Annotated in this window: 11 protein-coding genes and 1 pseudogene; 5 read left to right on the forward strand and 7 right to left on the reverse strand. The window is 44.3% G+C overall.

Translation table 11 applies throughout. The annotated features are described in order from the left end of the window. Nucleotides 1-48 precede the first annotated feature (48 nt). The 4 genes and pseudogenes from ACXAFJ_RS19480 to ACXAFJ_RS19495 all read right to left on the reverse strand — a co-directional run bounded on the left by ACXAFJ_RS19480 (nt 49) and on the right by ACXAFJ_RS19495 (nt 2,511). On the reverse strand, nt 49-1,230 hold the full coding sequence (locus ACXAFJ_RS19480; protein ID WP_475325736.1) for an efflux RND transporter periplasmic adaptor subunit: 1,182 nt from the start codon (nt 1,228-1,230) through the stop codon (nt 49-51). Between the two features lie 60 nt (nt 1,231-1,290). Beyond that, nucleotides 1,291-1,749: a DUF6691 family protein gene (locus ACXAFJ_RS19485; protein WP_475325737.1), complete on the reverse strand. Its 459-nt coding sequence runs from the start codon at nt 1,747-1,749 to the stop codon at nt 1,291-1,293. A gap of 4 nt (nt 1,750-1,753) precedes the next feature. After that, nucleotides 1,754-2,173, reverse strand: a complete 420-nt coding sequence (locus ACXAFJ_RS19490) for a YeeE/YedE family protein (RefSeq protein ID WP_475325739.1) — start codon at nt 2,171-2,173, stop codon at nt 1,754-1,756. Beyond that, nucleotides 2,170-2,511: pseudogene (locus ACXAFJ_RS19495) on the reverse strand (metalloregulator ArsR/SmtB family transcription factor). Before ACXAFJ_RS19495 ends, ACXAFJ_RS19490 begins: the two are co-directional and overlap by 4 nt. Before the next feature lie 150 nt (nt 2,512-2,661). Here ACXAFJ_RS19495 and ACXAFJ_RS19500 point away from each other — a divergent pair. Together ACXAFJ_RS19500 and ACXAFJ_RS19505 are read left to right on the forward strand one after the other, a co-directional pair. Continuing rightward, complete coding sequence (locus ACXAFJ_RS19500; RefSeq protein ID WP_475325740.1) at nt 2,662-2,847, forward strand: YgaP family membrane protein; 186 nt, start codon at nt 2,662-2,664, stop codon at nt 2,845-2,847. Between the two features lie 247 nt (nt 2,848-3,094). Then, nucleotides 3,095-4,798 (forward strand): FAD-dependent oxidoreductase, encoded by a 1,704-nt coding sequence (locus ACXAFJ_RS19505; RefSeq protein WP_475325741.1) that lies wholly within the window; start codon nt 3,095-3,097, stop codon nt 4,796-4,798. Between the two features lie 347 nt (nt 4,799-5,145). Here ACXAFJ_RS19505 and ACXAFJ_RS19510 read toward each other — a convergent pair whose 3' ends face one another. The 3 genes from ACXAFJ_RS19510 to ACXAFJ_RS19520 form a co-directional block, all read right to left on the reverse strand. Further along, nucleotides 5,146-5,520 carry an endonuclease domain-containing protein gene (locus ACXAFJ_RS19510; RefSeq protein ID WP_475325743.1) on the reverse strand — a complete coding sequence of 125 codons (375 nt, stop codon included), beginning with the start codon at nt 5,518-5,520 and terminating at the stop codon, nt 5,146-5,148. 72 nt (nt 5,521-5,592) lie between these two features. Then, entirely contained in the window at nt 5,593-8,016 is a 2,424-nt protein-coding gene (locus ACXAFJ_RS19515; protein ID WP_475325744.1) for a hybrid sensor histidine kinase/response regulator, read from the reverse strand. A gap of 9 nt (nt 8,017-8,025) precedes the next feature. Beyond that, entirely contained in the window at nt 8,026-9,219 is a 1,194-nt protein-coding gene (locus tag ACXAFJ_RS19520; protein ID WP_475325745.1) for an ABC transporter substrate-binding protein, read from the reverse strand. A gap of 167 nt (nt 9,220-9,386) precedes the next feature. Between ACXAFJ_RS19520 and ACXAFJ_RS19525 the strand changes: the two genes are divergently transcribed. From ACXAFJ_RS19525 to ACXAFJ_RS19535, 3 genes are all read left to right on the forward strand, one after another. Continuing rightward, entirely contained in the window at nt 9,387-10,283 is an 897-nt protein-coding gene (locus tag ACXAFJ_RS19525; RefSeq protein ID WP_475325747.1) for a helix-turn-helix domain-containing protein, read from the forward strand. Between the two features lie 118 nt (nt 10,284-10,401). Then, complete coding sequence (locus tag ACXAFJ_RS19530) at nt 10,402-12,171, forward strand: ATP-binding cassette domain-containing protein (protein ID WP_475325748.1); 1,770 nt, start codon at nt 10,402-10,404, stop codon at nt 12,169-12,171. After that, on the forward strand, nt 12,168-13,868 hold the full coding sequence (locus tag ACXAFJ_RS19535; protein WP_475325749.1) for an ABC transporter ATP-binding protein: 1,701 nt from the start codon (nt 12,168-12,170) through the stop codon (nt 13,866-13,868). Before ACXAFJ_RS19530 ends, ACXAFJ_RS19535 begins: the two co-directional genes overlap by 4 nt. Nucleotides 13,869-14,027: the final 159 nt, after the last annotated feature.

Genomic DNA, 14,027 nt, shown 5'->3' on the forward strand with positions numbered 1-14,027 from the left:
CCTATTAATCTCGTAAGCAACTGTTTAGCAAGTAACAGTTATGAAGTGCTATTGGTTGGAAGAAAATGGCGTTGTATGGATTACATCTCCTGGCTTCAACCCAGAGACTACTTCAACCCAATCGCCGCGAGACGCGCCCAGTTTGACCGGGGTAAAGCGCTTGTTATCTGATACTTGTCGATAAACTGCTTTAACATTGCCCGCTTTAAACACTGCTGTTTTAGGTATTAACAGTGTTGATGCTGTACCATAATCAAATCGGACCTTAACCCACTGACCATTTATCAATTGATTACTTATCGACTGTTCGCTTACCAACTGATCACTAGCAAGGGGCGCTGCAGAAGCTGGTAACTCAAGTCTTAGCTGATAACTGTGAGATTGATTAGATGCAAACTCAAACAAATTCATGGCTTCTGGTTTGAGCACTTCTGCTTCGTTATCGCTGGTAAAAATCGAAAACTGTTCGAGGTTCTTCACTTGTTGCTTTAATGATTGGGGAATAGCTACTTCGACTCGCATCAAATCGTCAGCAAAGCCACTTAGCAAAGGCATACCGGGGGATACTGTTTCGCCAAGTTCGACATGGCGCGCGGTTACTATTCCCGCATAAGGAGCAGTAATGCTGGTATATCCTAGAGCCTCTTTGGCCTTTTCGACCGCCGCGTTAGCTGACCGAACTCCAGCAAGGGTTGATTTCGCTCGTGCCTCAGCCGCGTCCATTTGGTCTTGTGATACTGCGCCCTTGGGAAACAATTCTCTAAAGCGTCTAACCTGTGCTTGTGCTTCTCTGTTGGCGGCTTGTGCACTAGTTAGAGCCGCTTGCGCTTCTGATAGTGAAGCCGATTGCTGAACAGAGCTAATCTGGAGTAGTACGTCGCCTGCACTAACTCTGTCATTCACATCCACGCTAACGCCTATCACAGTACCTGACGTTTGCGCGGCTACCGTTCCTTGATTAACCGCTTTAACCACACCATCAAAGGTGATTTGCTTAGGAAAATTAACAGATTCCACCACATACAATTCTGACGCTATTGCTGTGGTGTTAAATAGCAACGATGAAGCCAGTGCTACTGCCGATAGCAGTCCATTGTTAGAACGACGTTTTCGTCTGGAGCTTTTGCTTTGGCTATGGCTGGAAAAGGCGAAAGAAGTGACATGCACATTTTGAATCAGTTCAATAACACCACCACCTAATCGGGTGAACTCAGATTTATTAAAACGCATACCTCACTCCTTTTTAAAGAAAGACGGACGGCTATATCGAGTTAGCCGTCTGTGATCCCGCTAATTAGTTTGCTGTTGCCAGACCTTTTGGTTGGTAAATCGAATGATTAAGTTACCCATTGCCAATCCAACCATCATGGCAGCGAAAAATACCCAGAGTCCTCGGTCAGCAAATGATAAGCTTGCGACAATGGGTCCGGGACAAATGCCTATTAAGCCCCAACCCAAACCAAACATAACGGATCCTGAGATCAAGCGGCTATCAACAACGTTGTTTTTGCTGAAACTAAATTCGGCTCTTAGCACGGGCTGAGCTTGTCTTTTGATAACTAAATGATAGAAAGGCAAAAACACCATGAGTGCGCCTCCCATCACAAACATTAAACTTGGATCCCATTGTCCGGTAATATCTAAAAAGGCGGTCACTTTAGCTGGGTTAACCATATCCGATACCACCATACCCAAACCAAACAGCACACCCGCCATAAGTGCAACCAAACGAAATAACAACTTGTTCATAAAATTAGACCCAGTGAAGTTTGAAAAAGACGGTGAGAATGGCTACTAACATAAAAACGCCAGTTGCAATCAAGGACCGAACTGAAAACCGACCAATTCCACATATTCCATGACCACTAGTGCAACCATTAGCGAGTCGAGTACCCAGTCCAACCAGAAGTCCCGCACCCGCCACCAACCAAACATTCGTTTCTGCTAGAGTCGGCGCATCAAAACCCAGTAAGTACACGCCAATACCCCCACCAGACACCATGCCGATTACAAATAGCCACCGCCATGCGCTGTCACTTTTTTCTGGCTTAAGCAGCCCCGCCAAAACCCCACTAATACCGGCAATTTTGCCATTAAAAACCAGTAACATACTGGCGGAAACACCCAGTAACATGCCACCGACCAATGCTTCTAAAGGAATGTTCAACTTCAACTACCTTGGTTATTCGATTTACAAAACAATGATTGAATTAGGGTGATCAAATGCAAAACACGCGAGTCCGATAAACGATAAAAAACCTGCAGCGAACACTTTCTCGCCTCCACCACTCCGCTTTTTTTAAGAACAGAGAGGTGTTGAGAGAGTGCTGATTGGCTAAGGCTAGATTCATTTTGTAGGTCAGAGACCGCGACTTACCCCTCAATCAATTGACATAACACCATCAAGCGCTCTGGGTGGGCCATCACTTTGAGTAAAGCCGCTACCTGTTCTGCTTGACCATGCATTTCATGAATATCGATACCGACCTTGCCAATTAATTGAAGCGCCATATCTGATCTCCCTAGTTCGTGTTTTAAAATCTAACGCCAACCTTTATTTTAGTCAACACTAATTTAGCTTTTAATTTTTTATTTATTTTTGTTTTAGTTATTGCTAATGTATAAAAGTCAACGCAACACAGTGTTTGTTTGGAGGATATGATGAAGGTCGAACAAGGCGTGAGAATTCTGGCAGGCTCTATGGTGTTAATTTCGTTAGCACTAACGAATTTCGTTCACCCTAACTTTCTTTGGTTAACGGTATTTGTCGGCGTAAACTTGCTACAAAGTGCATTCACGGGGTTTTGCCCAGCTACCAGTGTTTTAAAGAAAGTGGGTTTTAAGTAACGCTCAGTTTGGGGTAATTTTCGTTCAGTTGGAATTACCCATCCCAGCCTCCCCTTAAAGGGGAGGAGTAAAAAGACTGAGTACCGCTGGTTGATCTGCTTCCCTGTAAGGAGAGGAGCAAGAGACAAATCACAACTGGTTGTGCTCTCCCCCTTTTAGGGGGAGTTGGAGGGGGTGGTCTGAAAAATCTAACTGGTCGCCTTCCCCCTTTCAAACCAATTCAAAATTAAAGTATTCGGAGTACTAAATGACTAAAATCCTGATTGTCGGCGGTGTGGCCGGTGGTGCATCGGCTGCGGCGCGAGCGCGCCGTTTGAGTGAAGACGCTGAAATCATTATGTTTGAACGTGGAAACTTTGTGTCGTTTGCCAACTGTGGCCTTCCGTATCACATTGGTGGTGATATCAAAGACAGAAGCAAACTTCTTCTGCAAACACCGGAAAGCTTCCTCGCGAGATTTAATGTCGATGTTCGAGTAATGAATGAAGTCACGTCGATCGACCGTGACAGTAAAACGGTAACAATCAAAAATTTGTTAGATAACACCGAGTATCAAGAATCTTACGACTTTTTGTTACTCAGTCCTGGCGCGGCCCCGGTAGTTCCGCCAATTCCCGGTATTCAAAACCCTCTTACGCACTCTTTGCGTAACATCCCAGACATGGACCGCATTATTCAAACGATTCAGATGAATAAGCCTGAGCATGCGACCGTAGTCGGTGGTGGTTTTATTGGCTTAGAAATGATGGAAGCCTTTCATCAACTCGGCATCAAAACCACATTGCTAGAAATGGCAGACCAAGTAATGACGCCAGTCGATCGCGAAATGGCTGGCTTTGCCCATTCAGAAATCAGAGAGAAAGGGATTGACTTAAAACTTGGGGTGGCACTTGAGTCGGTCGAATACATCGCAAATGATCATGTTGCGAGTATGGAAACTGGTGAAAGCGAAGAGCACCAGCACATTAAAGGGCAGCTAAGCCTATCACTCAATAATGGGGAAACGCTAAACACAGATATTCTAATTATGGCCATCGGCGTGCGCCCTGAAAACAAACTGGCAAAACAGGCCGACCTTCGGATTGGCGAATATGGTGGGATTTGGACCAAAGAATCCATGCAAACCAGTGACTCAAGTATCTATGCAGTGGGCGACGCGGTAGAAGATCTGGATTTTGTTACTGGTGAACCGTCCTTCGTTCCACTAGCAGGGCCTGCTAATCGTCAAGGAAGAATGGCCGCAGACAACATGCTTGGCCGCTCAGAAACCTATCAAGGCACTCAGGGAACGGCCATTTGTAAGATATTTGATTTGGCGGTCGCCTCAACTGGTAAAAATGAAAAGCAATTGAAACGCGACAATATCCCTTATGAAAAGGTCTACGTGCATACCGCTAGCCATGCAAGTTATTACCCAGGTGCCGAAACTGTCTCATTCAAGATGTTATTTGATCCTGAAAGCGGAAAAATCTTAGGTGCTCAAGCAGCTGGTAAAGATGGTATTGATAAGCGAATCGATGTGATGGCCGTTGCGCAACGCGCTGGAATGACAGTTGAACAATTGCAGCATCTTGAACTGACTTACGCCCCACCGTATGGCAGTGCCAAGGATGTGATAAATCAAGCCGCGTTTGTTGCCACCAACATAATGAAAGGTGACGCGACTCCTATTCATTTCGACGAGATTGATAATCTAACTGACGAGCAAATCCTGCTAGATGTCAGAAATCCGAATGAATTGAAGAACGTTGGCTATTTGCCGGGTGCCATCAATATTCCCGTTGATCAATTAAGACAACGAATGCATGAGCTACCAAAAAACAAAGAAATTGTCATTTACTGTCAAGTTGGCTTGCGCGGCAATGTCGCTTACCGTCAATTGGTCAATAACGGGTACAAAGCTCGTAATTTGATTGGGGGCTATAGAACTTACCAGTTTGCGAAAGCTTAGCGAATTTTTATAGAAGTAGATTCCTTGGATTTACCCCTCCCAGCCTCCCCTTAAAAGGGGAGGAGCTAATCATGAACCCTTGCTGCTCCACCTTTTGTGGAGTCGGAGGGGGTAGTCAAAGTATCGACTGATGTTTGAATTTGCCCAAGGTCCAAGGCGCGCAATTTGATCAGGCGGGTATAGGACTTAGCAGTTTACGAAAGCTTAGCGGTTTAGTATTGATGTCAATTTCCGTGGATTTACCCCTCCCGGCCTCCCCTTAAAAGGGGAGGAGCTAATCATAAAACCTTGTTGCTCCCTTGTGGCGAAGTTGGGATTAAACATTGATTCTTGTTGCTCTCCCCCTTCTAGGGGGAGTTGGAGGGGGTAGTCAAAGTATCAACTGATGTTTGAATTTTCCCAATTACGAACTCAATGTTGTTAAACACGGCTTCGTTAGTAAATCTCAAAACTGTAAGGCCTTGATCATTAAGATATTGCGTTCGTCGTTTGTCAGCTTCCACCGTTTCTTCCGTGTAGTGAGTATCGCCGTCCACTTCAATCACCAGTTTTATACTTGGGGCGTAAAAATCGACAATGTATTTGCCTACGCCAAATTGTCTTCTGAACTTAATACCAAGTTGTTTATTTCTTAAAAAGTACCAAAGCTTACGCTCAGCTGGAGTCAGATTGTTTCTTAGCGTTTTGCGGTTTGTTTTACTTAACCGAGGATTAGTAATCATTAAGCCTTCCAACCAGAAAAATTGGAAGTTTGTCAAAAGAAGATGGCTACAAAGTCTGAAAAACGACGTAGCTTATGAAACCTCTGTAAGGTTAGTCCTTAGTACTTGGTCGATGTTTGATTCTTCTATCGGCTTGGTTACTACATCAGCACAACCAATGGCGATCATTTCTCGTCTCGTCTCTTGGAAGGCGTCTGCGGTGCAGCCAATAATCACTGGTTCGTGTTCGAGTTTCAGTGCCTTGATTTGAGTAATAGCCGTTGAACCATCCATGATTGGCATGTGGTTGTCCATGAGTACCAAGTCGTAACGGTCTTGCTGTACTTTTTCTACTGCTATTTGACCATTATTGGCGACATCGCAGCTAAATCCTCTTCGCTCCAAAAACTTTGAAAGTACAAAAATATTCACTTGATTGTCTTCAACAATCAAAACATGAAGTCCGCTTCCATCAAACAGCTCTCCTTTTTGGGAGTCAGTTTCAACGGGTTCGTCGACTATGGTGACCGGCAGTGATATGAAAAATGTAGACCCTTTTCCGAGCTCGCTTTCCACTCGGATTTGTCCCTTCATTGCTTTTACCAACTCAAAGGTGATTGAAAGCCCTAATCCAGTGCCACCAAACCTCCGTGTTGTGTCACGCTCTGCCTGCGAGAAAGGTTCAAATATTAACTGCTGCTTTTCTGGTTCAATACCAATGCCAGTGTCGGTGACTTCTATCTCTAGCAACTGTTCATGCTCGCCTTCAAATAGTTTCATGGATACCGATATTTCGCCTTCTGAGGTAAATTTCCAGGCATTATTGAGCAAGTTTTGCAAAATCTGCATCAAGCGCGTTTCATCAGCGTAGCAAACGACATTCTTCACATCCTCGCGGAAGATGTTAAATCCCAGCCCCTTTTCTTTACAAATCGTGCTGTAAACTTTAGCCAAACGATGCGCAAGCGAACCTAATCTGAAGTTTGCAGGACTGATTTCTAGCTTCCCCGCCTCTATTTTTGAGAAGTCCAAAATGTCATTAAGAACGGCCAACATATGTTTACCCGAACTTAATAGGGTGTCGGTGAGTTCACTTTGCTCTTCAGACAGAGAAGAAGTGCGAAGCAATTCCGTTACACCGAGGATGCCATTCATTGGCGTGCGAAGTTCATGGCTCATCGACGCCAAAAACTGAGACTTGGCGACATTGGCAGTTTCTGCCTCGACTGCTTTCTTCGCGACTGATTCACGTAACTCCACTCGCTCGGTAATGTCGCGCTCTACCGTCATATGACCAGACAGTTTGCCGTCTTGATCGAATAAGGGTGTTAGATTCACCTCAACCCAATAGCGCTTGCCGTCTTTTCGATAATTTACTAGTTCAAACCTTGCTGATTGATTGTTGTCTATGGCAGATAAAATCTGTCTTGTCGTTACGGGATCGGATTCTTCACCTTGGACCAACTCAGGCATAGTCCTACCAATGGCTTCAACAGAGCTGTAACCGGTCAGATGATTAAATGCCACGTTGGTCCAAGTAATTTTGCCGTCGAGATCCATTATTACTACCGCGTCTCGGATATGCTTGGCGACAGTGGCTAGCCTCGCAGCTTCGGCTTCTCTTTGTTTCAGCTTTGCCGTTTGAGATTCCAACATCCGCTCTGATTGATAAAGCTGTTGATAGGGTGTCACGAGAAGCTTATGTCCAAGAACGTATAAACAAGCAATGGTAAGGCTGGTTGCGACGACCAAACCAACAAACAATTTCCACGCAAAATCACGCTCAATTTGTTCCAGCATACCAGGCTCAGAAGCGTGCAAGAGTTGAACAGCAAACTCTGGCAATATTTCTGAATCGACGGCCCAGTTTGAGGGTGCTTGCAGTGACCAGTCAAACCGTTCCTGTGCCAGACCGAACCAATGGTTTCCTCCTGCTTCAAGTCTTTGCAAAAATTCGGCTTCACCCAAATCTATAATATAAAGCGCCAAACCTTCGGGACTTTCAGCATATGAGACAGGGGAAGATATCGCGAGGTAATTAGTATTCTCGAACTCAAAAAAGGAATAGGATTCTTCTTCAAGCAGCGCCTCTGTTTCTACTCCTATCCGAATATAGTTTGCAACATTCTCTGGAAGGGACAGTTCTCGATACACAATTTCCCCGAGAATGTCATATACATTGATTCGAGCATCTTCTTCAAAGCGTTTTAACCGGGACATTTGGTCTTGAAAGACACGAGGATTATCAATGCCCTCCAGCACAGCAGAAATCATACTCGGATGTTCGACTATTTTTTTAATCACAAGGTTGTGGGAATTTACAAATTCTCGAACAAATTGTTCTGTGGCAGCAAACTTAGCGTTGCGGTTTTCTTCAATGATGATTTCGGCACTGTTCTTAGCATGGCTGCGAACAAAAAAGTAACTGGTCACCATAAATACCAACGCACCAATCACGATAAACATGGTAAACAGCTGCATACCATTTCGTTTTGTTGCGTCAGAAAACAAATTCATCAACCAATATTACCTAGCGATTATATTAACCGCACCATTGCGATCATATTGAGCCATACACAAGTCATCAGAATTAAGCGCCTCATGGGCATCGGGTATAGTTACCTTGTATTCACTAAAAGGCTGTTCGTAGCGTTTAACCAAACCGTCTAATGGGCCTTCTAGATTCTCCAGTTTCTCTCTTACCTGTAACCTAGCCTTTTTAATATCATCATCCCAAACCGTGTTGTCAGTTGCTTTAATCAGAATTTTGGTTAAATCATAAGCGTGAACAAAACCAGGCGGAGCCTTGATAGCTCTAGTTGAAAATTCTTCAGGATAGAGTGTTTGAGCACGTTCAAACACATCGAGTTGATACTCTGTCAGCGGATCGACAAGGAAGTTAAAACAAGACTGGATAAAATAGAGTTGCGCAGCTTCTCGTTCCTGCCACGTCACCTTGTCAACAAAGTTACCGCCTGTAATACCCCAATGGCTGTAAACTGGAGGTGCGCTTGAGTCACTCGCAAATGCTTTAACAAAGGTTGCACCTTCTCTGGAGTTGCCCACAAACAATACGCAGTCGGAACCCGCTGACTTCACTTCTTCGAATAGTAGGCGAGCATCTACTGCATCAGTACCCCAACCAAACCACGTAAACTTTGCTTTTTTGTTGAGGAAGCGTTGAACGGCATCGGTCATATTGGCAAAGTTCGATTTACCCCAGCCCGTGTTTTCCAGCAATAAATGCGGAGAAACACATCCTTGTTCGATGGCAAACTCAACTAATTTGAAACCTACCTTTGTGTCATCGACTGATAGTCGAAAAACAAAATTGCTCTCACTGTTTGCACGCGTGATAGGACCACCAGCCGCCCATGGTACCAAGGTTGGAATTTTATTCTCGTTTAGATAATCGCGATGTTTGATTAAGGGAGGCGAGTGTAAACCACCAAAATAAACCAGCGCGTTGGGGTCGGCCAAAAACTGCTTCATGTTGCGAAAGCTGCGTACCACATTGCCTTTGTGGTCGAGCGGTACAACTTCAATTTTCGCGTTTCCAAGTTGGTAGCCGGCGGAAGCTAGGGCGACGTTCACCCCCATTTCGATTGCGCGCGCTGATTCGTAGTGCCCTGTTCTATCCGCATCAATGTAAATCTTGAAAGGTTCTGCGTGAACACTGGTAGTCAAAATCAACAATAGCCAAAAAGTAACTCTATTCACAGCACCCCCTAGGTTTTGTCGAAACAACTCAATTGATTAAGATATTTATATCTAGTGTAGGATTGTTCAGCGATTTCGCTAGGCTGCAGATATTCGTAAAGTTGCTTTACGCTGATTTTTGTTGATAATAATTCTCGTTGACACCAATAAACTATCACTGCGATAACATGAACTTACTCCCTACGCTCTTCTACGATGATAATGTTAGCGGCTTTGCTGAACGTGTTTATTTGGACAAAGATAGCTATGCCGACATCATTAATGTCACCGCAATTGAGAAAACCAGAATGCGTGATTTTTGTGACCCTGGCTGCTACATCGGAATTATGGCTCATAATGACGCTTACAACCTAAGTTACCCTGAATTTCCAGCAAAAGTATTTGAAAACAAATACATCGCGACATTAATGTTAGAGCCCAAAAAAGAGGAAGTTATAGAGCTCCCGCGCCATGGGCGTATTCAAGCGATTCGTATGCAATTCCCTATCAATCACGCATACACAGATACACTAGTTTCGGATGATGTTGATCCATTTCTTAAGCCTTTCAAACAATACGTTTGTGGATGGACAGCCGAATTGACCGGTGAGCTAATGCATGTGTCCCAACAAGTTTGGAAGTGCAATTTTGTCGGTATACCCCGCCAACTATGGTTACAGGGGAAAATGCGTGAGCTGCTAGCACTTATGATGCTTGAAAAGTCTGAGACAAAACTGTCTACCAAAGCTTGTAAGCTCATTGAAGCGAAACCCGATTTCAATTGGTCTATCAAATCGCTCGCATTTGCACTTGGGACTAACGATTGCTATCTAAAACGAGCATTTAAAGAAGAGCTTGGCGTGGGTGTTGCGGCTTGGATTAGACGTTTTCGAGTGGAACAGGCCAAAGCAGAGCTCATGTATTCTAATAAAAGTATCACGCAAATAGCGATAGCTCTGGGCTTTACAAGCTCGAGCCATTTTGGAAAAGTCTTTAAGGAATTTAACCAAGTCCCTCCTCGTGAATTTCGCGAAAACCACAAAAAACGCCCCTGTGATTTTCAGACCGATAGGCCTTATTGCTAAGTTGAGCCAATTGGTCTGGGCTGATTCCTGAATAAACCAAAATTGTTCCCTGATATGAGAGTTTATTTTTAGCGAACCACTGAGAATAGTGTTTTAACTCATTTATTGGGAAACTATTTTGGCGGTTAACAAAACGTCTCCGACGCCTAGCGAGACTGAAAATCAGAATCCACCCTATTTCGAGCAAGAATCTAATCAACCATCCCAACTGCACAACGAAATGACGGTTAAATCCTTTTTGCTAGCAGTTTTGTCTACCGAAAAGCCAAGAGTTTGGCTCTCTGTTGCACTTGCGCTATCTGCAACAGTTCTTGAAGTACTTCCGTGGTTGCTGCTTGTGTCAATTATTGATCAACTGGTCTTAAATCAATCACCCATGGTTGAAATCGGTTTGGTCGCGCTATTTATTACCTTGCGATACCTGGCTTATACCGCCGCTGTCTGGCAAGCCCATGTCGCGGCGTATCACATTATTCAGAGCGTACGAATCCAAATAGTTAAAGCATTAGGATTGATTTCGATTGAAAAATTGAGAGGTTTTCATCGAGCAGACCTCGAAAAAAGAGTGACAGAAGATACACACAAGCTAGAGCCTTTAATTGCTCATCACGGCACTGACATAATCAATGGCCTTTTGATGCCAATCTTTCTAAGCGTTCTTTTATTTTCAATTGATTGGAGAATCGGGTTACTTGCATTGCTGCCTTTGCCCATCGCGGCGTTTATGCAATATCTATTAATGCGAGGCTTCGGCACACGCATGGAAAAATACAACTCGATCGTCGCGAAAATGCATGGCGCTCAACTGGAGTTCATGCGCAGTATAGGCTTGATGAAGCTATTTGCTATTGATGCGGAACATTACAACACCTTACATCAATCTATGAAGCGTCACAGCACCATGGTTAATGATATTTCTAAGCAACTCATTGGTGGCTGGATAACCTTTGTCACTATTGCCCAAGCCTCATTTTTGCTTGTCGTGCCCATGTCTTTGTATTTGTATTCTCAAAATCAACTACCTATTGGTGAGATGATCATTGCGTTAGCGGCATCTGCTTTTCTACTCAAACCTTGGCTCAATCTCACTCAAATTTTTGGGCAGGTTCAACAAACCGCCAGTGTCATTCCTCGCCTGATCGAAGTTTTGGGCGATAACCAATCCACACGTTCATTTCAGTCTTTTTACCAATCTCTAGAACAGCTGACTTGTCGAAACATAATGATCAAAAGAGGTGAGCGAACCATTCTTTCAGACATTAACTTAACCGTAAATGAAGGTGAACGTATTGCCATTAGTGGCCCATCTGGGGGCGGTAAATCATCTTTGATGACGTCTTTGGTCGGCCACATTACTCCTGAAGACGGGGCATGGTATCTTAACGACACTTTACTAACTGACTTAGACGAAAAAACTCGCGTCAAGCTTATTCACATAGTCGATCAGCATACGGAGTTTTTTACTGGCACGATTCGCGAAAACATCCTTGTGGGGGTACAAGACTCGGATAATCACTTTGAGCTTGATAATGACTTGAAAGAGCTACTAAACATCGTTGGACTAAGTGCTCTTATTGATGAACTAACTGATGGTATTCATACCCCTATGGGTGAATGTCAACGCGCATTTAGCGGTGGTGAAATGCAAAGGCTTGCTATTGTTCGAGCGGCGCTGAGCCGACCGGCAATTCTCATTATGGACGAAGCAACTGCTCATTTAGATAATGAAAATGAACAGTGCGTGTTGGAAGGACTGAAAAAATTCTACCCTCAGCAAATTCAATTGATCATCACTCACCGCCCCAACCAGGTCCTTGGGTGCAGCCAACGTTGGTTTGTAGATAACGGCGAAGTCATTTCTCTTGAAGCGCAAGGAGCAGTCGCATGACCAGCATTTCTTTACTGATAAAATACAGCCGTGCAAATACCAAAGACTATTGGATTGGCTTGCTCGGAAAATTGGGCTCAGAAGCACTGAACCTCACTTTATGGGGGTTGGTCGGCTACTATCTAATCACCCCTGAAAACTTTGATCTCACGATTGCACTGGTAGTCTCTGCATGTGTTTTTCTACTACAGTGGATCTTTGGTCAAACGACCCGACAGAGCTTTTCAGGCGCCTACGAAATCTCACAAAAACTGCGCAGTCAGCTGTTATCTGATGTTCGCAAACAACCATTGGGGTTACTCCTTGGCAGCGCACTTGGCTCAAGGCTTAAAGTCGTTACCTCTGACATCAAACAGTTTGAAGATGTGTTCAGCCATATTGCGAGTGAATTTATCTCGGCTTGGGTAGTTCCTATTGGGTTGTTGGCAGCTTTGCTCTTTTTAGTACCCGCTGCAGGAATGACATTGTTAACTGTTCTTTTGCTGGCAATCGTTGTGCTAGTCATCGCGGAAAAAACCTTCACTCGCTTGGGTAAAAATCTAGAAACACAACGAGGTGAAGTGTCTAACTCCGTTTTAGAGTATGTTCGCTGCTTACCTATGCTGCGTTCATTTGGCGCAGCGCACCAGCTTTCAAAACCGACAGTCTCAAAAATTGAAGAGCTACGAGCTCAAGGACTAGGGATCGAATGGGCAGCTGGCACCAGTATCATGCTAGCGACATGGATCCTAGAGCTCGCTATACCGGCTGTTGCCATAGTCGCAGTTGTTCTTTCACTCAACAACGCTGATGCTAACGCTACCACTTTAGCGCTCTCGATTTTGTTTACTATCGGATGCTTAAGACCATTAAGTAATATTGCCATTTTTGCTGCAGTCTTAAGGTACCTAGTGATGGCTTCAGGACGAATATATGCGCTGTCGTCGGTTCCAATTCAGCCTACCGAAGGCGTTAAACCAAGTAAATTTGACATCGACATTGCGAACGTTAGCTTCCAGCAAGACGGTACAAGCATTTTAAACAACGTCACCATTCAAATGGCCGCCGGAAGCAAAACAGCTATTGTAGGTAAAAGTGGCTCTGGAAAATCATCTCTCCTAAACCTGATCGCAAGTTTCTACAACCCAACTAATGGAGAAATCAAGATCGGCGGTTCGAACCTAAATCAAACCGGGACCGTAAACTGGTATCAGTCGTTATCTTACATTACGCAAAATGTTGAAATCCTTGCCGGCACTATTGCTGAAAACTTGAGACTGGCAAAGCCTGACGCCAGTGACCAAGAATTGTGGGATGCGATCAACCGAGCCCAGCTCAATGATGTCGTTGAGCGTTTAGACAACGGTTTGGAAAGTATCCTAGGTGAGAACGGACAGACACTTTCAGGTGGAGAACGCCAACGACTGAGTATCGCCCGCGCCTTTTTACACGATGCGCCGATCTTGTTGCTCGATGAAATAACAGCATCCCTCGATCACCATATACAAGGTGAAATTCTTAAGGAACTGGCGCAATTTTCCCAGAACAAAACCGTGGTTTCCGTTGCGCACAGACTGCATTCGATTATCGATGCCGACAACATAGTCCTCATGAAAGATGGAAGTCTGGTGTCGCAAGGCAGTCACGCACATTTACTCGAAAACTCATCAGAATACAGAACTCTATATAAATTGGAGTCAAGCCAGGCGATAAGTTAAGTAATTTGGCTAGAACAAAAACTAAGACGGGTTTTCCCGTCTTAGTTTTTAATTCTTATACCCAAGTGACCTCAAGATGCGAGGTTCAGCGAGAATTAACTAGGCTTCAGACAAGGCATTGATTTGCAGATCTAGTCGCTCTACATCAAGAATCAATAA

This window comes from Vibrio sp. ABH4_348, assembly GCF_056159765.1.